The sequence below is a fragment of the Streptomyces noursei genome (genome assembly GCF_016917755.1).
Lineage (GTDB): Bacteria > Actinomycetota > Actinomycetes > Streptomycetales > Streptomycetaceae > Streptomyces > Streptomyces yunnanensis.
On the sequence record NZ_CP070326.1, the window covers coordinates 1,025,330 to 1,048,060 of the forward strand.

Here is a 22,731-nt window from a genome sequence, read left to right on the forward strand (position 1 = left end):
CGGCCCCATGCGCGTGTCAGCGGGGTCCGCGATCCTGGAGAGGGTGCGAAGCGTCGGAGGAAACCGCGATGACGTGGGAGACCATACGCAAGGACACCACTGCGCAGGTGGCGCCGAACCTCGCCGACTACGCGCGGGAACGCGCGGAGTTCACCTGGTCCCGGGCGCGGAAGCGCCTGGACGGTCTGCCCTGCGGGCGCGGGCTGAACATGGCGTACGAGGCCGTCGATCGTCATGCGGGAACGACGCGTGGCGGCAAGGTCGCGTTGCGGTGTCTCGCGCGTGACGGCACCGTCACCACCGTCACGTACACCGAGTTGGCGTGCCGCACGGCACGATTCGCGAACGTCCTGCGGTCGCTGGGAGTCGGCCGCGGTGACACCGTGTTCACCTTGCTCGGCAGGTGTCCGGAGCTGTACACGGTCGTGCTCGGCACGTTGAAGAACACCAGCGTGCTCTGTCCGCTCTTCTCCGCGTTCGGCCCCGACCCGGTCGAGCAGCGCCTGCGGCTCGGCGACGCCCTGGTGCTGGTCACCACGGCGGCCCTCTACCGGCGCAAGGTCGCGGAGCGCAGGCCGGAGCTCCCCGGACTCGCGCACGTCCTCATCGTCGGGCCCGGGGCCGAGGAGCTGCCCGGTACGCTCTCGTTCGACGCACTCATGGCCGCCGCGTCCGGGCATTTCGCCATCCCGCCGACCTCTCCCGAGGACATGGCGCTACTGCACTTCACGAGCGGAACCACCGGCACCCCGAAGGGTGCGATCCACGTCCACGAAGCCGTCGTCGCCCACCACGCCACGGCCGCCTACGCACTGGACCTGCACCCCGAGGACGTGTACTGGTGCACCGCCGACCCGGGCTGGGTCACCGGCATGTCCTACGGCGTCATCGCCCCGCTCGTCCATGGCGTGACCGCGGTGGTCGACGAGGGGGACTACGACGCCCTGCGCTGGTACCGCATTCTCGACGAGCAGCGGGTGAGCGTCTGGTACACCGCGCCCACGGCGCTGCGCATGCTCATGCGCGGCGCGCCGCCACGGCAGTCCAACGACGGGCGAGCGGTGCACGACCTGCCGGCCCTGCGCTTCGTCGCGTCCGTCGGCGAGCCCCTCAACCCCGAGGCCGTGGTCTGGGGCCAGGAATCGCTGGGCCTGCCCGTGCACGACAACTGGTGGCAGACCGAGACCGGTTGCATCATGATCGCCAACTTCGCCGCCTGCGAGATCCGGCCCGGCTCGATGGGCCGACCGCTTCCGGGTGTCGAGGCCACGGTGCTGGAGCGCGGCGAGGACGGCCGCGCCCGGATCACCGACAACGGTGTGCGCGCGGTGCACGAACCGGACGTGGTGGGCGAGTTGGCACTGCGTCCTGGCTGGCCCTCCATGTTCCGCGGATATCTGCACGACGAGAAGCGCTACGAGGCGGCTTTCGCCGGCGGCTGGTACCTGACCGGGGACCTGGCCAGGCGGGACGAGGACGGGTGGTACTGGTTCGTCGGCCGGGCCGACGACGTCATCAAGTCGGCGGGGCACCTGATCGGCCCCTTCGAGGTGGAGAGCGCCCTGATGGAACATCCGGCCGTCGCCGAGGCCGGGGTGATCGGACGGCCCGACCCCATGGCCGGGAACATCGTCAAAGCGTTCGTCTCGTTGCGACCCGGTGTCGAGCCGACCGCCTCGCTGGAGCGTGAGTTGCTGGCCTTCGGCCGTCGGCGGCTGGGCCCCGCCGTCGCTCCCCGGGAGATCGCCTTCGACCAGAACCTCCCCAAGACCCGCAGCGGCAAGGTGATGCGCCGGCTGCTGCGCGCCCGTGAACTCGGGCTGCCCACCGGCGACCTGTCCACTCTGGAGGGATCCGTATGACCTCCGTCCGTGGCACCCACAGACGCAAGGCCACGATGGGCGCCGACGTGGCGACCCGGGCCGAGCGCCGCGGCGAACTGCTGCACGCCATGCTGCGCATCCGACGTTTCGAGGAGCGCTGCGTCGAGCTGTACAGCGCCGCGAAGATCCGCGGCTTCGTCCACCTCTACATCGGGGAGGAGGCCGTCGCCGTCGGCGTCAACGAAGCCCTGACCGCCGAGGACGCGGTGGTCTCCACCTACCGCGAGCACGGCCACGCGCTGGCCCGCGGCCTCCCGGCCGAAGCCATCATGGCCGAGATGTACGGCAGGGCCACCGGCTGCAGCGGGGGGCGCGGCGGGTCCATGCACCTCTTCGACGCCGGGCGTCACTTCTACGGCGGGAACGCGATCGTCGCGGGCGGGCTGCCGCTGGCCGCCGGACTCGCGCTCGCCGACCGCATGTGCGGACGGTCCCGTGTCACCTGCTGCTTCTTCGGCGACGGTGCCTTCGCCGAGGGCGAGTTCCACGAGACGGCGAATCTGGCCGCTCTGTGGGGCCTGCCGCTGCTGTTCGTGTGCGAGAACAACCTGTATGCCATGGGCACGGCCCTGCAACGCCACGAGGCGCAGACCGACCTGGCGCTGCGGGCCGCCTCCTACGGCATGGCGGCGTGGGCGGTGGACGGCATGGACGTCGAAGCGGTCGAACGGGCCGCCCGTCGGGCCGCCGAGGGCATTCGGGGTGGCGGCGGGCCGTATTTCCTCGAAATGCGCACCTACCGCTTCCGTGCCCACTCCATGTACGACCCGGACCGCTACCGCGACAAGGCGGAGGTCGAACGGTGGAAGGCGCGCGATCCGGTCACCCGGCTCGCCGACCGGATGCGGGAGGACGCCGAGCCGGTCGAGGATCTGCTCGGCGAGACCGAACGCCAGGTCACCGAGGAGATCGACGCCGCTGTCGACGGGGCCGAGCGCGCACCGGAAGAGCCGGTCGAGAGCCTGCTGCAGCACGTCACCAGCCTCCGGACGGAGGCGACGTGACCATGGCCTCGGATGCTGCCGGAGCGGCGAAGACGACGTATCGCGAGGCGATGCGGGAAGCCCTCCGCGAGGCATTGCGCGCCGACGACCGGGTCTTCCTCATGGGCGAGGACGTGGGCCGGTACGGCGGCTGCTTCGGTGTGAGCCTCGGTCTGCTGGAGGAGTTCGGGCCCGAGCGGATCTTGGACACCCCCCTGTCGGAGTCCGCGTTCGTGGGGGCGGGCATCGGCGCCGCCCTCAACGGGATGCGGCCGATCGTCGAGATCATGACGGTCAACTTCAGCCTGCTCGCCCTCGACCAGATCCTCAACAACGCCGCCACGCTCCTGCACATGTCGGGCGGCCAACTGCCCGTACCGCTCGTGATCCGTATGACGACGGGCGCCGGCCGGCAGTTGGCCGCCCAGCACTCGCACAGCCTCGAAGGGTGGTACGCGCACATCCCGGGCATCCGCGTGCTCGCACCGGCGACCATCGAGGACGCCCGCCACATGCTCGCGCCGGCACTGGCCGACCCCGACCCCGTGCTGATCTTCGAACACGGCAGCCTCTACAACGCCTCCGGAGAGCTCGGCCCGCCCGCCGGCCCCGTGGACCTGGACCACGCCGCGGTCCGCAGGCCGGGCACCGACGTCTCCCTGATCACCTACGGCGGTTCCCTCCCGAAAGCGCTGACCGCGGCGGACGAGCTGGCGGCCGACGGCATCGACGCCGAGGTCGTCGATCTGCGCACCCTGCGGCCCCTCGACGGCAGGGCCGTGGCCGCCTCCGTGGCCCGCACGCACCGCGCGGTGGTGATCGACGAGGCATGGCGCAGCGGCAGTCTCGCGGCGGAGGTGTCCGCGCGGATCGCCGAGGACTCGTTCTACGAACTGGACGCACCGGTCGAGCGGGTATGCAGCGCGGAGGTACCCATCCCCTACGCACGGCTGCTCGAACAGGCAGCCCTGCCCCAGACCGCCGACATCATCGCGGCGGCGCACCGGGCGGTGGACTGACGATGGCCGAGTTCACGATGCCCTCGCTGGGCGCCGACATGGATGAGGGCACGCTGCAGGAGTGGCTCGTGCACGCCGGTGACCCCGTGCGCAAGGGGGATCCGGTCGCGGTCGTCGAGACCGCCAAGTCCACGATCGAGGTGGAGTGCTTCGAGGCGGGCAGGATCGGGCAGTTGCTCGTGACCCCGGGCACGACGGTCCCCGTGGGCACGCCGCTCGCACGGATCGAGCCGCTGGCGGAGGCCGACACGCCCACAGAGCCGGAAGCACCCGCAAAGCCCGCGCGGCCCCCTCGCCCACCGGCGGCGGAGGGGGCACGATCGACGGCGCGGAAGCCCTCGCGGCGCAAACCGACGCCCCTACAGGCGCCGACGGCGACCGGCCCGCCCCCCGACCACGACCACGCCGTCGAGCATCGCGGCCACGGCGACGAAGGGCCCCTCGTCCGGCATCTCGCCGAGGAGGCGGGCATCGACCTGGACACCGTCCACGGGACCGGCCGTGGCGGGCGTGTCACCCGTGCCGATGTCGGGCGGGCCGCTGCGGCAGCGCGGTCACCCGCCCGGGTCACCCCGTACGCGCGCAGGCTCGCCCGCGAACTGGGCGTCGATCTCCGCGGGCTGACAGGCACCGGCCCGGACGGCACCGTCCGTGCCTCGGACGTCCGTGCGGCGGCTCCCGGCCCGACGACTCCGCCTACTCCGCAGTCCGGCGGCGGGGTGCCGGCGCGTGCCTCGGCGGTTCGGCGGAAGGAGGGGATGCGGGAGGCCATCGCGGGCCTGATGAGCCGTGCCAACCGGGAGATCCCGCACTACTACCTGTCCACGAGCATCGACATGGCCACCGCGTTGGACTGGATGCACGAGCACAACCACCACCGCCCCGTGGGTGAACGACTGCTTCCGGCGGCCCTGTTGCTCAAGGCCGCGGCGCGGGCGGCCCGGGAGGTACCCGAGTTGAACGGCCATTGGCTCGACGGCCGCTTCGCCGCCGCCGAGGAGGTACGCCTCGGCGTGGCCGTCTCCCTGCGCGGCGGTGGGCTCGTCGCCCCCGTTCTACGGAATGCCGACGCACTCGAACTCCCGCAGCTGATGTCCCAGTTGAAGGATCTGGTCGCCCGCGCCCGAAACGGCCGACTGCGCGGTTCCGAAGTGGCGGATCCCACCCTCACGGTCACCAACCTCGGTGATCAAGGGGTGGAGGCGGTGCTGGGTGTCATCTACCCACCGCAGGTGGCCTTGGTGGGCTTCGGCCGGGTGGTCGAACGACCGTGGGCGGTCAACGGCCTGCTCGGCGTACGGCCGGTGGTCACGGCCAGCCTCTCGGCCGACCACCGGGCGACCGACGGCGCCGTCGGGGCCCGCTATCTCACCAGCGTCGACCGACTCTTGCAGAGCCCGGAGGAGCTATGAAGCACGACGAAGCAGAAGACATCGTGAAGGAGGCACTGACCGATGTCGTGCCGGAGGCAGACCTCACCACCCTGGGCCCCGACGAGACGTTCCGGGACGCGCTGGGAATGGACTCGCTCGACTTCCTGAGCTTCATCGAGATCCTCACCAGGCGCACCGGCGTCCGGATCGATGACGAGGACGCTCCGCATCTCACCACACTCGCGGACAGCACCGGGTTTCTCCTCGCCCGAACCGAGTGAACGGGCACCGGCACCAAGGGATTGATGGCCCGTCAGGAAGGCGTGCAGACCATCTCGACGAAGCGACCGACCTGCTTCTCCGAGAGATGACGTGCGAGATCCGCTTCGCTGATCATCCCCACCAGGCGGTGGTCGGAGATGACGGGAAGCCTGCGGATCCGGTGCCCTTCCATGGCCCGGAGGACCTGTTCGGCGTCGGCCTCGGCATCGATGGTGACGGGCTTGCCCTGGGCGAGCTGACCCGCGGTCATGACCTTGGGATCCTTGCCCTTGGCAAGGCACTTCACGACGATGTCCCGGTCGGTGATGATCCCGTGCAGCCGGTCGTCCGGACCGCAGATCGGCAGGGAGCCGATATTCAGTTCGCTCATCCGGCGTGCGGCGCTCTCCAGCGTCTCGTCTTCCCGCACGCAGGTGCCACCGGCGTGCATGATGTCTCGTGCGATGGTCATGGCCATCCCTCCACGCGTCCCGAGAGCCGACCTCACCGGCCGCCTCCCCCGCCGGCGGGCGGTCAGGTGGCAAAGCATCTCTCCCCCCAGTGTCGCGCCGACGGCGGGATGGTCACCAGTCGAAAGGCCGGGACCGGGCCCGGCTCTCCTCGGCCCCCCTCTCCCCTCCCATGGCTGTCTGTCGTGCCACTCGCCGTCGACGGCGCCATTCTGGAGAAGGGGCTGACAACGGGCGTGGTCGGGAGAGGGCGATGACCTCAGCGGAAGTTCGCCGGTCGATCGTGGTCGGCGTGGATCCGGATTCTTCCCAGCGAACAGCGCTGGCCTGGGCAGCGGACCAGGCGGCGCGCCGCCGGATGCCGCTGTGCCTGGTCCATGCCGAGGGAGTACCCACCGGTGGCTACCGGAAGACGGAGGTACGGCCTTCGTGGGAGGAGTGGAACCAGTCTCTGCACGAAGCCGGCGAGCGCGTGCTCGAGGGCGCGGTGGCGTTCGTGGAGGACCGGCAACCACAGGTGCGGCTCTCGGCTCTGCTGGCCGAGGGCAGACCGGCGTGGGTCCTGCGGGAGCAGGCCCGTGATGCCGCCGAGGTGGTGTTGGGTTCCCGCCACCTGGGCCGGGTGCAGGAGGTCTTCAGTCCGGCTTCCGTCGCGCTGCCCGTCATGGCGCACGTCTCCTGCCCGGTCGTCGTGGTACCCGAATCGGAACACGTCACCCAGGACCCGCCGTACGTCGTCGTCGGGGTCGACGGCAGCCCGCACTCCGCGGCCGCCGTGGACGTCGCCTTCCAGCAGGCCGCCCTGCACGGCGCCGTCCTGCGAGCCATGTTCGTACGGAGCCCGGAGCGGTTCCGTGTGCGGGACGAGGACACCGTGGAAGGCGAATACCGCAGCCTGCTTTCCGAGACCGTGGCAGGCCGTACCGCGACCTACCCCGAGGTGGACCTGCACCACGAGGTCGTCCTCGGCCACCCGGTGGAAGAGCTCGCCAAGGCATCCGCCCACGCCCTGTGCCTGGTAGTGGGAACCCGCGGGCGCGGCGGCTTCACCGGCATGATGCTGGGCTCGGTCAGTCAGGGCTTGCTCCACTACGCGCAGTGCCCCGTCATCGCCGTACCGCAGCCCGGGAAAGCCGGCATCTGATGCCGGACGAGGTTCTTCCGAGGTCCGGTGTCCGCCCCTCACCCCTGCCGGTCAGCACGGCGTCGATCTTCACGGGCGGCCGTGTGCATCCACGTGCCGGTGGGGGGACGCGAGCGGCCGCGCGAGCTCTCTGTGAGGAGTTCGCGCGTGCACGCGGGGTGTGACTTCGCAGGTGAGGAGAGACCATGACGGAATCGATCGTGGTCGGTGTCGACGGCTCAGGACGCAGCGTCCGAGCTCTCGTGCGGGCTACCCGCGAGGCCGTCTTGCGGCACCGCGCGCTGCCCATCGTCCACGTTCTCCCGCGCTACCACCGACACGCGGGAGCTCCCGACAGCGGGGCTTGGGCGGCCCAACGCGACCAGGGGGTGATGGCCGAGGCTCTGTCGATCGCCGAGGCCATGTCGTGCCACGTCTGCCAGCATTCGGAGCGAGCAGGCTCGGCACCTGTGTTGAGAGGCCACACCTATCAGAGGGCGGAGGCGGGGCACCTCACCCGCAGGCCGAAAGGGATGTCGACGATGACAGCTCGTTGCGTACTGATCGGCCCTGACGGCGGCCTGGACTTCCTGGAGGCCGCGCCGGAGATGTTCCGGTGCGAAGCAGATCCGTACAACGGCGACACGTCCGAGTTCGTCATGCACCGCGCCACGGTGTCCGGTGTCGGGATGCGGGGTCTCGCGGCCTGTGCGGCGGTACTGGCCACGGACAGGTACCCGCCCAATCAGCTGGCCGGCAGACCGGTCCGTGCTTTGGGGGGAACGGCCCTGTGCGGTCTGGACGACAGCCAGTGCCGACTGATCACGGACGTGTACGCGACGATCCACGAGGGGGCCTGAGCGCCAAGGAGCGCACCCGTTCCCGTACGGAAGCGGCGGATGATGCTCCATGGCAGGGGACAGCTGCTCCAGAAGGCACCCACCCGTGCGCCACGCTGCGCCACGTCACCTTTGGACAAGAGATCCCACACAGGGCCGAGTTCACGGTTTTCAACTGCCCGACCGTGTGCTCGGCCGGGAACTCGTCCGTGATGTGGGCCGCAACCACCAGCCGTGTTGTCGACCGCGGCGACGGGAAAGCTCCGGGCAAGGAGGCGAGCCCACCGGAACACCGGACCTCGCCAACGAGGCGCTCCGTGGTGAGATCGCCCGGCCAGCTACGTTCCGTCACTCGCATGCCGAACGACGACGACCGGGCACGGCGCGTGCTGGGTGCAGTGCTGGCCGACCGAGCCCAGGAGAGCACCGGCGAATCCTCCGTGACCGTGGCTGCCGACCACCAGCAGGTCGGCGCCCCTGGCCTGGTCGAGCAACACCACAGCGGGCGTGCCGTACGCCAGTCCGCGGTGGATCCGCTTCACTTGCTCGGGCGGCACTGCTTCTTCGATGGCGTGGTCGAGGGCTCGGCTCGCCGCACCTTTTATGTCCCCGGCCAGTTCCTGCGGTGCGTCGACCCAGCCGATCGATCCGAACAGCGGCGGATATTCCCATGCGGTCACCGCGTGTACGGTGCTGTCGGTCAGCTCGGCCTGACGCACCGCCCAACGCAGGGCCTCCTTCGAGGATTCCGATCCGTCAACGCCGACGACGATGCGGCCCTGCTCCCCCGGCCCTCCGCTCATGGCGACCTCCACAGTCAGCCCGTCCAGCGACGACGGCACCGCCTTGCCGCCCGTCCTCAGCGTCCCGTACGCGGGCGGTATGGCGCACGGGGCCACCTGTCCGCTGCACCAGGGCCGCATGGCCCCTGCCCGGCCATTGGACCTCTGTGCCACGTGTCACGAGCGGACGAGGATGGGACGGTGGACGCCGCGGTCGGAGACCGCATCGCACTCCGGCCGTCCGACCCGTGCACCTGGTGAGGCGGTGAGCCGTATGAGTACGCCACTGGTCGTCGGCACCGACGGCTCCGAGGACGCCTTGCGCGCGGTGGACTGGGCCGCCGACGAAGCGGCCCTGCGTGGTTGTCCGCTGCACCTTCTGCACGCGTCGCTGTGGGAGTCCTACGCGACCTCCGCGATGCCCACCGCCCGGAATCCGCAAGCACTGCGGGACGCCGCGGCCAGGGACGTGGTGGCCGGCGCGAAGGAGCGGGTCCGGCAGCGGCGGCCGGAGGTGACCGTGTCCACCGTGGTCCGGGAGGAGGACCCGGTCTACGCGCTGGTGGACGCGAGCGACCATGCCGCCATGGTCGTGGTCGGAAGCCGGGGGCACGGCCTGTCCGGCGTGGTGTTGGGATCGGTGAGCTTGACCGTCGCGGCACGGGCCCATTGCCCGGTGGCGGTGGTGCGAACCGGCCTCGACACCGGCTGTGTGGCAGGGCAGTGGGTCGTGCTCGGGCTCGCGGCGCCGCACCGGACTCCTGCGGCGGCCGACTTCGCGTTCGCGGAAGCAGCACTGCACGGCTACGGGGTCACCGTCGTACACGCCACCGTCCACGCCGGCCGGTCCGCAGAGGGCCTGGCCCGGCGGGAGCAGGAAGTCGAGGACTGGCTGGACGTGGCGCTGGCACGGTCGGTCGCGGGCCACCCCGACGTTCCGGTACGCCGGGTCGTCGTCGCGGGCCGCGCTCATCCGGCACTGCTCGCGGCGACGAAGGGCGCGGAGCTACTGGTACTGGGGGCTCGTCGGCGATCAAATCCGCTCGGCCCGCAACTCGGGCCGGTCAACCACGCGATGCTTCACCAGGCGCCGTGCACCGTCGTGATCGTCCCGGTACAGCCGGCCGGTGGGTGAGGCGGCGTCGGAGTGTCCCTCACCCGGGCGGCGGTCCTGAGGTGCCGGTCGAAGGCCCGGCTGTCCTCCTCGGTCAGGGACCGTCTCTCCTCTCTCCCTCGTCGCGCTCTGCGCATCGAGTGACCGGTCGGCCCGGCGGGGACGGCCGGCCGCGCAAGAGGGCCGAGTGGCTCATATCGGTGCGACCGGCGGCCCGGCCACGCTGGAGGTGCGGCCGCGCCGCCGGCCGCCGGGGCGGAAGGAGCCGGAGATGGAGCACCGCACGATAGGTGAGCTGATGACCCGGAAAGTGGTGAGCGTGCGGCTCGACACCCCCTTCAAGGAGATCGCGCAGATGCTCGCCGACCACGCGGTGAGCGCCGTGCCGGTGCTCGACAGCCTCGGCAGACCGGCCGGCGTCGTCTCGGAGGCCGACTTGTTGCGCAAGGCCGCCGACCGCTCCGACCTGTCCGGGCGGACCCCGCTACCTCACCTGGAGGCGTGGGAGAAGGCCCGCGCGGAGGGGCGCACCGCCGGAGAGTTGATGTCCGCTCCGGCGGTGTGTGCCCATCCGGACTGGACGGTGGTGGAGGCGGCGCGCCTGATGGAGGTGCAGCGCCTCAAGCGGCTCCCCGTGGTCGACGAGACCGATGTCCTGTTGGGCATCGTCAGCCGCAGCGACCTGCTGCGCGTCTTCCTGCGCAAGGACCAGGCGATCCGGGAGGAGATCGCCCGGGAAGTCATCGGCCGCACCGCACGCCTTGGTGCGTCGGGGGTGACCGCCGAGGTCAATCGGGGGCAGGTCGCCCTGCACGGCACGGTGACAGATCCACTGCTCATCCCCGTACTGGTGCGGATGTGCGCGAGCGTCGACGGCGTGGTGTCGGTCTCCGAGGACGTCAAGCAGGCACCAGCCGCCGGCGACCGGTCCGGCCGGTCCGTCGTGACGGTCGAAGGGCGAGCGGGCGAAGGCCGGTCGTCTCCATGAAGGACGTCGTCACCGTCGGTGTGGACGGTACGCCCCAGGCCCTGGCGGCGGCACAGTGGGCGGCGCACGAGGCGCGGCTGCGGCAGTCCCGGCTGCGACTGCTGACCGCCTGGCAACCGCTCACGGCCAGACCGCGGGCCCCCTGGGCAGCTGAGCCGCCACACTGGCCGGACCGGATCACCCAGGAGGCCAGGGCCACGGTCGAGTCGGCGGAGCCGGGCGTGGCCATCGAGGTGCGCCTGGTGCGCGAACCACCGCTGGAGGCCCTCATCGAGGCCGCTGAGCAAGCGGACCTGCTGGCCCTGGGGTCGCGGGGGCTGGGCCCCGCCGCCCGCTTCACCCTGGGCGCGACCGGCCTGGACCTCGTGCCGCGGGTCGCCGTCCCCGTCGTCCTGGTGCGAGCCAGGCACGATCGCCCGACGACCGAGGAGGGCAGCAGCATCGCGGTCGGTGTCAGCCTCCGTGCCGCACGAGTGACCCGCTCCATAGGGGCGGAGCAGGAACCGCCGGCAGAAAGGAAACGTGCGCGATGACGACCGACCGAGCAACCGGATCCGGTGAGCCGGGGCGGCCCCGCAGCGATCTGGGACGGCGCGCCGCACTGCGCCGTGAGCAGTTGGGGCTGACCCGCGAGGAGGTCGCGGCCCGGGCCGCCGCCTCACCCGGCTACATCCAGTACGTCGAAGAACACGCGGCCGAGCCGAGCATCGGCTTCCTGCTGTGCCTCGCCGGTGCGCTCAACACCACGGTCGCCGAGCTGACCGGCGGCACCACCGACCTTCCCACGGGCCTGGGCAAGGCCGGCGCCCATCCCGAGGTGCTGACGCTCGGCCCCGCCGCATGCCGGGAGCTGCTCTCCACCCACGGCATCGGCAGGGTGGCCGTCACCCTCAACGACACCCCTGCCGTCTTCCCCGTCAACTACACCGTCATCGACGACGTGATCGCCTACCGCACCCAGGCGGGCTCCGGTCCCGCCGCGGCAGCCGGCCACGAAGCCGCGCTGGAGGTGGACCACATCGACGAAGCGTTCAGCCAGGGCTGGAGCGTCCTGGCCGTGGGACCCGCCGAGATCGTCACCAGCTTCTACGAGACCCGCAAATTCGAAGAACACGCCTACTCGCCTCCCTGGGTGGGCGGCGGCCGGTACCAGTGGATCGCCATCCGGCCGACGCACCTCAGCGGACGGCGCATCCGCGTCCCCGGGGCACCCGCCCCACCGACCGGAAAAGCCGAACACAGCACGAACGCGTGAACCGGACCGGCCACACCGCGTGATACTGCGCCGAACGAAGCTCCGGTGCGTCAACCGGCCCGCGGCATCGGTCCGCCCGGTGGTTCGGCGAGGACGCACCACGAGACCGCGCCGAGCAGTTCGGAGAGCCTCCGGGAGACGTCCATCAGCAAGTCGTCCAACGCCACCACGCCCACGAGCCGTCCCTTGTCCAGGACCGGAAGCCGGCGGACCGCCGAACGACGCATGGTGCGGTACGCGGCATCGACGTCGTCACCCGGACCGACGGCATGGACCGGCACCGTCATCACCTCGCTGACCGGCGCGGTCGCGCTCCGCGCCGCGCCCAGTCCACGCACGGCCAGGTCCCGGTCGGTGACCATGCCGAGAACCGTCTCTCCGGACACCACCGCCACACACCCAACGGTGCGCTGCTGCATCAACCGCGCAGTCTCCCCCAGCGTGGCTTCGGGAGCGACCGAGACCACCGGCGTCCGCATCACATCTCGAACCCGCATGACTGGCCTCCTCACCGGCGTCGAACCCACTGTCGCGCGGGAGCGTGGTCCGAGACGTGGGCCGATCGTCCCCGCCGGCAGCCGAAGGGCCCACGGTTTCGGCCCACCGACGCCTCGGGGAGCAGCCTCGGACGACTGCGGAACGGCCGCCCGGCCCGCAGGTCTTCCGGCGCCCCGGCTGCGTCGATGTGATCGGCCTGGCGGACGAGGAGCCGCCGCCCGGCAGTGTGCCGCTGCTGCGGACGGCGATGCGGGGCGGGATCCGGTGTACGTCGCCGCTGCCGCTGGAGGACGCCCGGCAGCGGCTCGCCGCGGAAGTGGCGCACCTTCCGGCCGCGTGCGCGGCTGACGGGAACAGGCACCGCGGGAGCTTTCAGGGCGGTGTGGGTCGAAGGCTCGCGCCCGCGCCACTCAGGTCGATCAGCCGGTGCCGGGTGGCCAGCAGCCGGCGGGCGACGACGTCGAGGACCTGCCGGGTCACCGCCAGCCCCAGGACCGGATCCGCCTCGCAGAGCGCGCGCACCCCGCTCGCGTCGAACTCATGGGCCCGCACGAGGGTGAACGCCTCCGCGCCCATCCGCCAGCGGTACGGCGGCACCAGCCACGACCAGCCCAGCAGGTCCCCGGGACCGAGCAGGTCGACAACCGCCGGCCGCCGGCCCGCCAGCCGTACTTCCAGGTTCACCGAACCGGTGCGGATGATCCAGAAATGGTCGGCCGCCCCGCCTTCCTCGAAGATGTGGGCGCCTTCCGGGAACGTCACCTCGTGGGCGAAGGCCAGCAGGCGGTCCCGTCCCTCGGACGGGAGCCGCTGGAGCAGGGGCGTGGTGGCCATGGCGGTCCTCCTCATCACCGGCCGCCCGAAGGAGGCAGCCGCCGGAGGACCAGGGCACCGGGACCGCGGGCCCGCCGGCGGACGGACCATGAACGTGCCGGCCCGCACTGGCGAGCCGGCGTTCGCGATCAAGGAGGACTGCCCACTTCTCGCAGGCCCTGATTGCGCGGTGCGCGGTCTCGCTCCGCTTCTCCGCGTCTGCCCGTCCTCCTTGTCACTTTCAGTGAAGCGCGTGGCGCTGCCGAGGGACAGTTCCGGTCGGCCCCCGCACCATGGGCCGAACGACCCTTTGGCCAGGCACCTCGCCCCATAACCCGCCTGGCTCCGCCTGTGGCAGGTTCGGCACTGGACACCGGTGCACAAGTGAGGTGAGGGCGGTGAAGGCACACATAGGCGATCAGCTCGTGGTCGCGTCGCCGAGCACAGGAACCACCCGGCGGGACGGCGAGGTCGTCGGGCTGCACCACGAGGACGGCACCCCGCCCTACGACGTCCGCTGGTCGGACACCGATCAGATCTCGCTCTTCTTCCCCGGCCCCGACACCCGCGTCCGGCACCTCCACTGCGCTTCTGGAAACGCACCGCCGCGCCCCGCCACTGCGAAGGAGGTCTGACGTGGGCGGCGCGGTCCTCGTCGGACTCGACGGCACCGGTAACAGTGAGCCGGCGGTGCGCTGGGGCGCCGAAGAGGCGGCCGTCCGCAACCTCCCGCTGCATCTCCTGCATTCCTGGACCTCCCAGCCGTGGTCAGTGTCCTCAGGAGCGGAGGACGCCGAGCTGCGCCGGTACGGAACCGAAGTGCTCCGCCGGGCCGAGGCCACGGCCAAGGAACTGCACCCGGGAATTCCGGTGAAGGCCGAGCAGGTCGACGAGGAAGCTGCTGACGCTCTGGCGGAACGCGGCCGGGAGGCCGCACTGCTGGTGCTCGGATCGCGCGGGCATGACAGCATCGCCGGCTTCCTGATGGGTTCGGTGAGCCTGCGCGTCCTGGGGCGGGCGGAATGCCCGGTGATCACGGTGCGCGAGGAGGAGTCGTCCGTCGGCCCAGGACCCGAAATCGTCGTGGGCGTGACGAGCGAAGGAGTGGCCGCTGGTGACGCCGTACTCGGCTATGCCTTCACCACCGCCGCGGCACACGGCGCTTGCCTGCACGTCGTGAGAGCCCGGACGCCCTCCAGCGCTCTGCGCACGGTCACCGCCCGGCCACAGGACGGGGCCGAGGGCACGGCGAGCGAACAGGAACTGCTGTCGGCAGGGCTCGCCCCCTGGCGAGAGAAGTTCCCCGACGTCCAGGTGATCGAGGAGGTGGTCAGCGGCAGAGCGGTGCCGGCGCTGCTGGGTGCCTGCTCACGGGCCGGACTGCTGATCATCGGGCGCCGTACACAGCGCATGCCCATGCCCCTCGGGCCGTCCGTGCTCGCCGTCCTGCACCACTCCCACTGCCCGGTCGCTGTCGTTCCACGGAGGTGAGCCGTCGTGCCTCTCCGCGTGCCATCCGCCGTACCCCAGGGAAACTGGAAGCACGACCACACCGGCGGCACAGTCGGCGGAGGGAGGATCGACGATGGCCGGGTTGCGTGATGTGCTGATGCGCTTCCGTCCGGTCGGCACCCCGGGTCCGGCGGCCACCGGCATACCCGCCGATCGCACCGCGGAGCTGACCGTGGAGCTGACGCCGACCCTGGCACTCCTGGACGGCACGGCCGACGAGGCCGAAGCCGTCCGTGACACGGCGCGCGGCGAGGCCGACCGCATCCGCCGGGACGCCGACCGCCGCGCGGAGGTCATCACGGCCCGCGCGACCGCCCTCTCCCGGCGCATCCGAACGAAGACCGCGGACCGGCGGCTGGAACTCGGCCGGCGGGAGGCCGCCGCGCTGCGCGCGGAAGGCCGACGCACGGAAGCCGCACTCAGACGCCGGGCCGCGGCGCGGATCCCGGCCATGGCGGACCGGTTGACCGACGAGGTTCGTCGTCAACTCGGCCTGCCCACCACCCATGCCGAACTCCCCGGTGCTCCAGGGGAGCGGGGCGGCGGCCCGTGAGTGCCGCATGGGTGGCCGGGGTGACCAGGGCGCGCGAGCTGCTGGGCCGCTGTCCTGGCACCGCCGGCGCCCGGCAGGTCGCGGCGGGCGGCACATTGGACGAGGCCCTGCGTCGCCTGACCACCACCCCCTACCAACGCCGGCTGGCGGTCGGCATGTCCTTGCCGGCGGCGCAGCGGGCCGTCACGGCCACTTTGCTCTGGCACCTTCGGGTGCTCGCCGGCTGGCTGCCGCGACGCGGGGTGGAGTGTCTGCGGCTGCTGGCGTCGGGCTTCGAGATCACCAACATCGAGAGCCGCTTCCGGTTGCTGAGCGGTGCTGCGTCGGAGCTGCCGCCGTATGAGCTGGGAGCGCTGGCAACCGCCTGGCGCCGCCTCTCCCACACCACCCGGCCGGAGGGGCTGCGGGCTGCTCTGGCCGCGTCGGCCTGGCGTGATCTCGGCGGTACGGCAGCCGAGTTGGCCGTCGGGCTTCGACTGACCGCAGCGGCCAGAACCGCCGTGGCGGTCCCCTGCGCGGCCCGTTGGTCGGCGGGCCGCGCCGCCCTGCTCGTCGCCCGGGAACGGTTCGTGCACGGTCGGGAGCTGCCGGCGCAGGCCACCGGCCCGGCCGCACGGCTCGTCGGTGTCGCCTACCGCGCTCCTGACTTCCGCGCATTCACGCGTCAGCTCCCCCCGTCGGCACGGTGGGCACTGCATGGCGTCGACGATCCGGCCGATCTCTGGCAGGCGGAGGGGCGGTGGTGGCGGGACATCGAGGAGGACGGCCGGGGTATGGCGCGCCGCGCTCGGTACGACGCGATTCCCGTGGTGGGCGTGGTCGCGGTCCTCTCGACCGACGCATGGCGCACCCGCGCCGCGCTGGAACTCGCCGCGCACGGCGCCTCCACCTTGGAGGGCTTCGATGTCCTGGGCTGAGGCACTGTTCCCGGTGCCCATGCAGCGCGTGGCGGTGGTCGTGCCGCGGTCGGCCGAGCGGGACGCCTTGGTCTGCCTCGCCGAGGCCGGGTGTGTGGATCTCGACCGGACCGGCGCCCTCGGGTCTCCCGGGCAAGCGCCGTCCTACCCGGATCGCCGGGCAGCGGCGGAGCTCGCCGACACCGCTCCCGCACCGGGCGCGCTGGAACAAGTGGGGCGCGCTGAACTGGTGGCTGGGGAAGAGGAGGTGGTGGCGCGCCTGAGCGAGGCGGTTCGGCGCCGGGACGTCGCCGCGCTCGCGGGCTGGTGTCCGCGCGCCGAGGTCGGGCCGCTGGGGGCACGGCTGGCCGAGCTCGGTGGTGCGCTGGTGCCGATGGCGGCGCCGCGGGGCATCGATCCGCCGACGGCGCTGCGTCGCACGGGCCCGGTACGCGGCGCGTGTTCGTCCCTGGTGACGACCTACGGCACTCCTCCCTACCCGGACCTCGATCCCTCGTGGGGCGCCGCGGCCCTGTACGCGGCGATGTTCGGGATGATGTTCGGCGACGTGGGGCACGGTGCCTTGTTGGTCCTGACCGCGTTCGGACTCGCGGTGTGGCGGCCCCGCCGACTGGCTGCCTGGCACGGTGTCTGGCCCTTGGTGGCCGCCGCGGGTGCGTCGAGCATCGTGGCGGGGTTGGCCTATGGGGAGTTCTTCGGGCCGACCGGGGTACTGCCCGTCCTGTGGTTGGCGCCGCTGCACGCTCCCGTTCGGCTGCTGCTGTCGGCGGTCGCGGTCGGTGCCGTCCTGCTTTTCCTCGCGTACGTGGCCGGGATGGTGAACCGGTGGCGCGAGCGGGGCCTCTCCGGCGCCCTGTACTCCCTGTCGGGTATGGCCGGGGGCGGTGTCTTCCTGGGGTTGGCCGGGGTGGCGGCGGGTGCCGTCGGGCATCTGGGGTGGCTGGTTGCGGTGGGGGCCGCGGTGGCGGTGACCGGCGCCGCGCTGGCGGCGGTCGGCCTGTACGCCGGCACCGACCGCGGTGTCTCCGGGCTGTTCCAGACCGGCGTGCAGCTGTTCGACGGCGTCGTCCGCATCCTGTCGAACGTGGTGTCCTTCGCGCGGTTGGCAGCCTTCGGCCTCACCCATGCGGCGCTCGGCGCGGTGGTCTGGGCCGGGGTCACGGGCCTCGCCCGGCACGGCCCGGCAGGGCTGATGGGAGCCGTGGCGCTCTTCGCCGTGGGCAATGCGCTCGTCTTCACGCTGGAAGCTCTGGTGGCGGGCGTCCAGGCGCTGCGTCTGGAGTACTTCGAGCTCTTCTCCCGGGTCTTCGAGGGCCAGGGACGGCCGTTCCGTCCCTGGCGCCTGCCCGTTCGTCGTTCGGAGGTCGTGCCGTGATCACCTGGCTCGTCACGCTGCCCGTCGTCGTCCTGATGTGGTGGGCGGTGCGCCTGCTGTTCCGCAAGCGCGGGGGCAAGAGCGCGCTGCGCTGTGCCGTCGGGGCCAACCTCGTGCTGTTGGCGGGGGCGGTGGCCCTGTTGGTCGTGGCCTTGAGCGGGCAGTCGGCCCAGGCCGCGTCCACGGCGCAGGCCAGCACAGCGGGCACCAATTCCGCGGCGCTGATCGGTGCGGCCATCGCGGTGGCCGGCGCCTCGATCGGCGCGGCGATCGCCGTGGCGTACACCGGTGCCGCGGCCCTGGCCGCACTCAGCGAACGCCCCGAGCTCTTCGGCCGGGCGATGGTGATCGTCGGACTGGCCGAGGGAATCGCCATCTACGGACTGGTCGTCGCCGTGCTCCTGATCGGCAGGGCATGAAGGTCATGGGCGCCGTCGTCGCCATCGGGGAGCGGGCCCGGACCGCGGGATTCGCCCTGGCCGGGGTACAGGTCAGGCCCGCCGAGGAGCCCGACCGGGTCCGCATGTCGTGGCGCGAGCTGCCCGCGGACGCGGAATTGGTCATCCTCACCCCGGCAGCCGCCGCCGCGCTGGGCCCCGACCTCCTGAAGGCGGCGGGGCCGCTCACGGTGGTGATGCCGCCGTGACGCCCGCACAGGCCCGCGCGGTCGACCCGGCCGACCCGCTGGCCCCCGTCCGGACGGCGCTGCTGCGCGCCGCCGAGGAGGAGGCCCACCAACTGGTGGCCGCGGCGCGCCGGGACGCCGAGGCCGTCGTCGCCGCCGCGCGGTCCCGTTCGACCGCCGTGCTGCGCGAGGCACGCCGCCAGGGAGAGCAGGAGGGTGGGCGAGCCACGGCCGACGCCATGGCCCGAACCCGCCACGCCGTGCGTGCCGGGGTCCTCCGCGCCCAGGCCGAGGCATACGACGAACTGCGCCGGACGGTCCTGGCCCAGGTGCGGTTGTGCCGGCGGGAACCGGGATACCCCGCCGCGCGGGAGCAGCTGTCCGACCAGGCACGCCTGCTGCTCGGTCCGGAGGCCGTCGTCATCGAGCACCCGCGGGGCGGGGTGATCGGCACGGCCGGCGGGCGGACCGTGGATCTGAGCCTGGATGCCCTGGCCCTCCGCGTGTTCGACGGCGCCGGTGCCGGGATCGAGTCGCTGTGGCGGACCTGACGGCGGCGGAGCCGCCTGCCCGTCCGGTCGCCACCGCCCGCATCCTGCGGGTGGCCGGGCCACTCGTCGAGTTGGAGAACGTCGGCGGGATCGCCATGAACGATCTGGTGCTGCTCGGCGCGGAGCGGGTACCGGCCGAGGTCGTCGCGATCACCACATCCCGGGTCACCGTCCAGGCGTACGAGTACACCGGCGGTCTGGCACCGGGCCGGCACGGCTTCCCGTTGGGCGCACCGGTCTGCGCGCGGCTCTCTCCGGGCCTGCTGGGCGGGGTGTTCGACGGGCTGCTGCGCCCGCTGACGGACTTCGGCGACCGGCTCGCGCCGGGCACCGGGACGGACGAACCCCCGGCACGCCGCTGGGCGTTCGACGCGGCCGTCGTCAAGGGGCAGGAGGTGGACGAGGGCACGGTGATCGGGGAGGCGGGAAACCCGGGCGGACCGCGGACCCGGATTCTCGTGCCGCCGGGCTGCACGGGCGAGGTCACGTATGTGGCCGACTCCGCCGAGCACCCGGAGGACACGGTACTGGCCGTGGTCGGCGGCACCGAGATCCGGTCGGTGACCGACTGGCCGGTGCGCCGGCCGCGGCCGGTCCGGGAACGGGTCCCCGCGCGCGCACCGCTGACCACCGGACAGCGGGTGATCGATCTGCTCTTCCCCGTGGCCCGGGGCAGCACCGTCGCGGTACCCGGGGGCTTCGGCACGGGCAAGACGCTGTTGCTCCAGCAGATCGCCAAGTGGTGCGACGCCGACGTGATCGTCTACATCGGCTGTGGTGAGCGCGGCAACGAGATGGCCGACGTCATCACGGAGTTCGCCGAGCTGACCGATCCCCGGACCGGCGGGCGCCTGGCGGACCGCACCGTGATCATCGCCAACACCTCCAACATGCCGATGATGGCCCGGGAGACGAGCATCCACACCGGTGCCACCGTCGCCGAGTACTTCCGCGACATGGGGCACGACGTGGTGGTCATCGCCGACTCCACCTCCCGTTGGGCCGAGGCGCTACGGGAGTTCGCCTCGCGGACCGGCGAGCTGCCCGCGGAGGAAGGCTATCCGGCCGGTCTGGCTTCGGCCCTCGCGGCCTTCTACGAACGGGCCGGGGCGGTGACCACGCTCGGTGCGGGGCCCGGCTCGGTGACCGTCCTCGGGGCCGTCTCCCCGCCCGGCGGTGACCTGGCCGAGCCGGTCACCGCGCACACCGAACGCTGTGTGCGCGGCCGGTGGACGCTCGACCGGGATCTGGCCTACGCGCGCCACTACCCCGCGGTGTCGTGGTCGCACTCGTTCTCCAGAGATACCGACGTCCTCGGTACGGGCCGGGACGGACAGGAGACCGCCGGCCGTCGAGCCGCCGTGGCCGAACTGCTGGCCGCGGCCGACCGCTTGGCGGACCTCGTCGAGCTGGTCGGCGTCGGTGCGCTGCCGGCACCGGAACGGGTCAGCGTGCTGGCCGGCCGCCTCATCCGGGAGGGACTGCTCCAGCAGAGCGCCCTCTCCCCCAACGACGCGCACTGCACCCCGGCGAAGACGGCCGCGCTCGCCGACGCGGTGCTCGCCGTCATCGAGCGGTGCCGATCCCTGGTGGCATCCGGTACCCCGCCGGACGTCGTGGAACAGGCGGACTTCACGGCCCTGTTGCGGGCCCGCGAGGAGGCGGGGCCGGGCGACGCCGCCACCGTGCGGGCCGCCCGCGACACCGTTCTCGCCGTCCTGGGGGAACTCCGATGAGCCCCGAACGCACACCGGTCGAATACACCTCGGTGCGCGAACTGCGCGGGCCGCTCATCGTGGTGGAGGGGGTCGGCGGGGTCGGCTGGGACGAGTTCGCAACGATCACTCTCGCTTCGGGGGAACGACGGCACGGCGTCGTCCTGGAGGTGCGCGACGACCTCGCGGTGGTCGAGGTGCTGGAAGGCACCGGCGGCATGGATCCGGCGGGGCTGCGAATGGCGTTCGACGGTCGCCCGCTGACGGTCCCGGTCGGGGAGGGTTGGCTGGGTCGGACCTGCGACGGCAGAGGGGCTCCGCGCGATGGCGGGCCGCCCGTCTTCGGCCGGACCTCCGCCCCGGTGGAAGGGATGGCGGTCAACCCCGTGCGCCGGCAGCCACCCGGTGAGCCGGTGCTGACCGGCATCGCCGCGGTGGACGTGCTCACCACCCTGGTGCGCGGGCAGAAGCTTCCGATCTTCTCGGCCGCCGGTCTGCCGCACCTCGAACTCGCGGTGCAGATCGCCGCCCAGGCCACCACGACGGGCGAGCGGTTCAGCGTCGTCTTCGCCGGCATGGGGCTGACCCATGCGGACGCGTTCTTCGTCCAAGAGGCGCTGGCGGAACGCGCCGCCGCCGGTGAACTGTGCCTGCTGCTCAACACCGCCGACGATCCCGTGATCGAGCGCATCCTCACACCGCGGCTGGCGCTCACGGTCGCCGAACACCTCGCGTTCGACGGCGGGCGGCACGTCCTGGTGATCATGACGGACATGACCTCCTACGCCGAGGCGCTGCGGGAGGTCTCCGCGGCCCGCGGGGAGGTGCCCGCCCGCCGGGCCTACCCCGGCTATCTCTACAGCGACCTGGCCTCCCTGTACGAGCGGTGCGGCCGCATTGTCGGCCGGCCGGGCTCGGTGACCGTACTGCCCGTCCTGACCATGCCCGCCGGGGACATCACCCACCCCGTCCCCGACCTCACCGGCTACATCACCGAAGGACAGATCGTCCTCGCCCGGCAGATCCACGCCGAAGGCGTGTACCCGCCCGTGGACGCGCTGTCCTCCCTCTCCCGCCTGATGCGCAAGGGAGCCGGACTCGGTCGGACCCGGGGCGACCACCTGGACGTGGCGGCACAGCTCACCGCCGCGCTCGCCCGCGCCCGGCAGGCAGGTGAACTCGCCGAACTCGCCGGAGAATCCGCCCTGAGCCCGGCCGACCGCCGCTACCTGGCGATGTATCCGAGGTACCTCCACGACTTCCTGCACCAGGAGCGCGACAGGACACTGGCCCTGGACGAGTCACTGGAGCGTGCCTGGCGGGTCCTGCTGACACTGCCGCCCGGCGAACTGGGCATGCTCCCGACGGCGTTGTTGGACGCACGGAACTCCGACGGCTCTCCGGGAGCCGTGGCGTGACGGCGGCCGCCCCTCCTCCCGTCGGCCGGGCCGCCCGGCTGCGGCTGCTCCGCACCCTTCACGTCGCCACCCGCGGTGCGGAGTTGCTCGACCGGCAGCTCCATCTCCTCCGGGCCGAACTCGCGGAGCTGCGGCAGGCGGAGGCCGCGGCCCGTGACGAGTGGGAGGCACGGGTGCGGGAGGCACGGACCTGGCTGCTGCGCGGACTGCTGATCAGCGGGGAGGACGCCCTGCGGACGGCCTCGCACGTGCCGCCCGCGGACGTCACCGTGGCGTGGGAGGACTCACTGGGCGTGCGCCACCCGGGCCGGACCGCCGTGTACCTGGGCGTCACGGACGCGTCCGACGCCGCCCCCCGCAACACCGCTCTGGTCCACGCCGGTACCTCGTACCGCGCGGCGGTCGAGGCGGCCGCGCGGTACGGCACCGCCTCGACCGCCGCACGCCTGGTCGAGGTCCGGCTGCGCGACACCACGGTCCGGGTCAGGGCACTGCGCCGGCTCCGTATACCCCGTCTCCAACAGGAGCTCACCGTCGTCGAGCTGGCCTTGGAGCAGTCGGAGCACGAGGACGCCGTCCGGCGTCGCTGGGCGGCGCGGCGCACCGGTCCGGCCCCCGGCGGCTGACACCGCAGCCTGACAACCGCGGCCCGCACTGCTCCCCC

25 protein-coding genes and 1 pseudogene are annotated in these 22,731 nt (G+C 72.3%); 22 read left to right on the plus strand and 4 right to left on the minus strand.

Translation table 11 applies throughout. The features are described from left to right. Nucleotides 1-68: 68 nt before the first annotated feature. The 5 genes from acsA to JNO44_RS04505 are packed head-to-tail and all read left to right on the plus strand — an operon-like array spanning nucleotide 69 to nucleotide 5,539. A complete protein-coding gene (gene acsA / locus JNO44_RS04485) occupies nucleotides 69-1,862 on the plus strand; it encodes an acetate--CoA ligase (protein WP_205361593.1) in 1,794 nt (597 codons plus the stop codon). Then, a complete protein-coding gene (gene pdhA, locus JNO44_RS04490; RefSeq protein ID WP_420882614.1) occupies nucleotides 1,859-2,887 on the plus strand; it encodes a pyruvate dehydrogenase (acetyl-transferring) E1 component subunit alpha in 1,029 nt (342 codons plus the stop codon). The genes acsA and pdhA overlap by 4 nt, the downstream gene beginning before the upstream one ends. Before the next feature lie 2 nt (nucleotides 2,888-2,889). Next, nucleotides 2,890-3,885 carry an alpha-ketoacid dehydrogenase subunit beta gene (locus JNO44_RS04495; RefSeq protein WP_205361595.1) on the plus strand — a complete coding sequence of 332 codons (996 nt, stop codon included), beginning with the start codon at nucleotides 2,890-2,892 and terminating at the stop codon, nucleotides 3,883-3,885. Between the two features lie 2 nt (nucleotides 3,886-3,887). Then, nucleotides 3,888-5,297 carry a 2-oxo acid dehydrogenase subunit E2 gene (locus tag JNO44_RS04500; protein ID WP_205361597.1) on the plus strand — a complete coding sequence of 470 codons (1,410 nt, stop codon included), beginning with the start codon at nucleotides 3,888-3,890 and terminating at the stop codon, nucleotides 5,295-5,297. Then, nucleotides 5,294-5,539, plus strand: a complete 246-nt coding sequence (locus tag JNO44_RS04505; protein ID WP_205361599.1) for an acyl carrier protein — start codon at nucleotides 5,294-5,296, stop codon at nucleotides 5,537-5,539. Before JNO44_RS04500 ends, JNO44_RS04505 begins: the two co-directional genes overlap by 4 nt. Before the next feature lie 32 nt (nucleotides 5,540-5,571). Here JNO44_RS04505 and JNO44_RS04510 read toward each other — a convergent pair whose 3' ends face one another. Further along, nucleotides 5,572-5,991, minus strand: coding sequence for a CBS domain-containing protein (locus tag JNO44_RS04510; RefSeq protein WP_205369380.1), 420 nt, complete (start codon nucleotides 5,989-5,991; stop codon nucleotides 5,572-5,574). 251 nt (nucleotides 5,992-6,242) lie between these two features. Between JNO44_RS04510 and JNO44_RS04515 the strand changes: the two genes are divergently transcribed. Together JNO44_RS04515 and JNO44_RS04520 are read left to right on the plus strand one after the other, a co-directional pair. Continuing rightward, entirely contained in the window at nucleotides 6,243-7,133 is an 891-nt protein-coding gene (locus JNO44_RS04515) for a universal stress protein (protein WP_205361601.1), read from the plus strand. A 185-nt stretch (nucleotides 7,134-7,318) separates the two neighbouring features. Next, complete coding sequence (locus tag JNO44_RS04520; protein ID WP_205361603.1) at nucleotides 7,319-7,972, plus strand: hypothetical protein; 654 nt, start codon at nucleotides 7,319-7,321, stop codon at nucleotides 7,970-7,972. Nucleotides 7,973-8,289: 317 nt separating this feature from the next. On the opposite strand, the gene JNO44_RS04525 is transcribed toward JNO44_RS04520, so the two are convergent. After that, complete coding sequence (locus JNO44_RS04525; RefSeq protein ID WP_205369381.1) at nucleotides 8,290-8,754, minus strand: universal stress protein; 465 nt, start codon at nucleotides 8,752-8,754, stop codon at nucleotides 8,290-8,292. Nucleotides 8,755-9,007: 253 nt separating this feature from the next. Between JNO44_RS04525 and JNO44_RS04530 the strand changes: the two genes are divergently transcribed. From JNO44_RS04530 to JNO44_RS04545, 4 genes are all read left to right on the plus strand, one after another. Next, nucleotides 9,008-9,868, plus strand: a complete 861-nt coding sequence (locus tag JNO44_RS04530; protein WP_205361605.1) for a universal stress protein — start codon at nucleotides 9,008-9,010, stop codon at nucleotides 9,866-9,868. Between the two features lie 250 nt (nucleotides 9,869-10,118). Continuing rightward, nucleotides 10,119-10,835, plus strand: a complete 717-nt coding sequence (locus JNO44_RS04535) for a CBS domain-containing protein (RefSeq protein WP_205361607.1) — start codon at nucleotides 10,119-10,121, stop codon at nucleotides 10,833-10,835. Then, nucleotides 10,832-11,368 carry a universal stress protein gene (locus tag JNO44_RS04540; protein WP_205361609.1) on the plus strand — a complete coding sequence of 179 codons (537 nt, stop codon included), beginning with the start codon at nucleotides 10,832-10,834 and terminating at the stop codon, nucleotides 11,366-11,368. The genes JNO44_RS04535 and JNO44_RS04540 overlap by 4 nt, the downstream gene beginning before the upstream one ends. Then, nucleotides 11,365-12,090: a helix-turn-helix domain-containing protein gene (locus JNO44_RS04545; protein ID WP_205361610.1), complete on the plus strand. Its 726-nt coding sequence runs from the start codon at nucleotides 11,365-11,367 to the stop codon at nucleotides 12,088-12,090. The genes JNO44_RS04540 and JNO44_RS04545 overlap by 4 nt, the downstream gene beginning before the upstream one ends. Nucleotides 12,091-12,140: 50 nt before the next feature. On the opposite strand, the gene JNO44_RS04550 is transcribed toward JNO44_RS04545, so the two are convergent. After that, nucleotides 12,141-12,587: a CBS domain-containing protein gene (locus tag JNO44_RS04550; RefSeq protein ID WP_205361613.1), complete on the minus strand. Its 447-nt coding sequence runs from the start codon at nucleotides 12,585-12,587 to the stop codon at nucleotides 12,141-12,143. 373 nt (nucleotides 12,588-12,960) lie between these two features. Continuing rightward, entirely contained in the window at nucleotides 12,961-13,422 is a 462-nt protein-coding gene (locus tag JNO44_RS04555; protein ID WP_067343307.1) for a cyclic nucleotide-binding domain-containing protein, read from the minus strand. 377 nt (nucleotides 13,423-13,799) lie between these two features. On the opposite strand from JNO44_RS04555, the pseudogene JNO44_RS43080 reads away from it, so the two are divergent. From JNO44_RS43080 to JNO44_RS04610, 11 genes and pseudogenes are all read left to right on the plus strand, one after another. Next, nucleotides 13,800-14,015 (plus strand): annotated as a pseudogene (locus JNO44_RS43080) (DUF1918 domain-containing protein); the annotation flags it as partial. Between the two features lie 22 nt (nucleotides 14,016-14,037). Continuing rightward, entirely contained in the window at nucleotides 14,038-14,892 is an 855-nt protein-coding gene (locus JNO44_RS04565; RefSeq protein WP_205361618.1) for a universal stress protein, read from the plus strand. Between the two features lie 94 nt (nucleotides 14,893-14,986). Then, entirely contained in the window at nucleotides 14,987-15,466 is a 480-nt protein-coding gene (locus tag JNO44_RS04570) for a hypothetical protein (RefSeq protein ID WP_205361620.1), read from the plus strand. Continuing rightward, the gene (locus JNO44_RS04575; protein ID WP_205361622.1) at nucleotides 15,463-16,383 is read left to right on the plus strand and encodes a hypothetical protein; all 921 of its coding nucleotides are present in this window, start codon (nucleotides 15,463-15,465) and stop codon (nucleotides 16,381-16,383) included. Before JNO44_RS04570 ends, JNO44_RS04575 begins: the two co-directional genes overlap by 4 nt. Further along, nucleotides 16,370-17,758, plus strand: coding sequence for a V-type ATPase 116kDa subunit family protein (locus tag JNO44_RS04580; RefSeq protein ID WP_205361631.1), 1,389 nt, complete (start codon nucleotides 16,370-16,372; stop codon nucleotides 17,756-17,758). The genes JNO44_RS04575 and JNO44_RS04580 overlap by 14 nt, the downstream gene beginning before the upstream one ends. Further along, the gene (locus tag JNO44_RS04585; RefSeq protein ID WP_205361633.1) at nucleotides 17,755-18,177 is read left to right on the plus strand and encodes an ATP synthase subunit C; all 423 of its coding nucleotides are present in this window, start codon (nucleotides 17,755-17,757) and stop codon (nucleotides 18,175-18,177) included. The genes JNO44_RS04580 and JNO44_RS04585 overlap by 4 nt, the downstream gene beginning before the upstream one ends. Next, a complete protein-coding gene (locus JNO44_RS04590) occupies nucleotides 18,174-18,404 on the plus strand; it encodes a hypothetical protein (protein WP_235092262.1) in 231 nt (76 codons plus the stop codon). The genes JNO44_RS04585 and JNO44_RS04590 overlap by 4 nt, the downstream gene beginning before the upstream one ends. Further along, nucleotides 18,401-18,934 carry a V-type ATP synthase subunit E gene (locus tag JNO44_RS04595; RefSeq protein WP_205371440.1) on the plus strand — a complete coding sequence of 178 codons (534 nt, stop codon included), beginning with the start codon at nucleotides 18,401-18,403 and terminating at the stop codon, nucleotides 18,932-18,934. The genes JNO44_RS04590 and JNO44_RS04595 overlap by 4 nt, the downstream gene beginning before the upstream one ends. Further along, on the plus strand, nucleotides 18,922-20,670 hold the full coding sequence (locus JNO44_RS04600) for a V-type ATP synthase subunit A (RefSeq protein ID WP_205361635.1): 1,749 nt from the start codon (nucleotides 18,922-18,924) through the stop codon (nucleotides 20,668-20,670). The genes JNO44_RS04595 and JNO44_RS04600 overlap by 13 nt, the downstream gene beginning before the upstream one ends. Continuing rightward, entirely contained in the window at nucleotides 20,667-22,067 is a 1,401-nt protein-coding gene (locus JNO44_RS04605) for a V-type ATP synthase subunit B (RefSeq protein WP_205361637.1), read from the plus strand. Before JNO44_RS04600 ends, JNO44_RS04605 begins: the two co-directional genes overlap by 4 nt. Then, nucleotides 22,064-22,693 carry a V-type ATP synthase subunit D gene (locus tag JNO44_RS04610; RefSeq protein WP_205361639.1) on the plus strand — a complete coding sequence of 210 codons (630 nt, stop codon included), beginning with the start codon at nucleotides 22,064-22,066 and terminating at the stop codon, nucleotides 22,691-22,693. Before JNO44_RS04605 ends, JNO44_RS04610 begins: the two co-directional genes overlap by 4 nt. The last annotated feature ends 38 nt before the right edge of the window (nucleotides 22,694-22,731 follow it).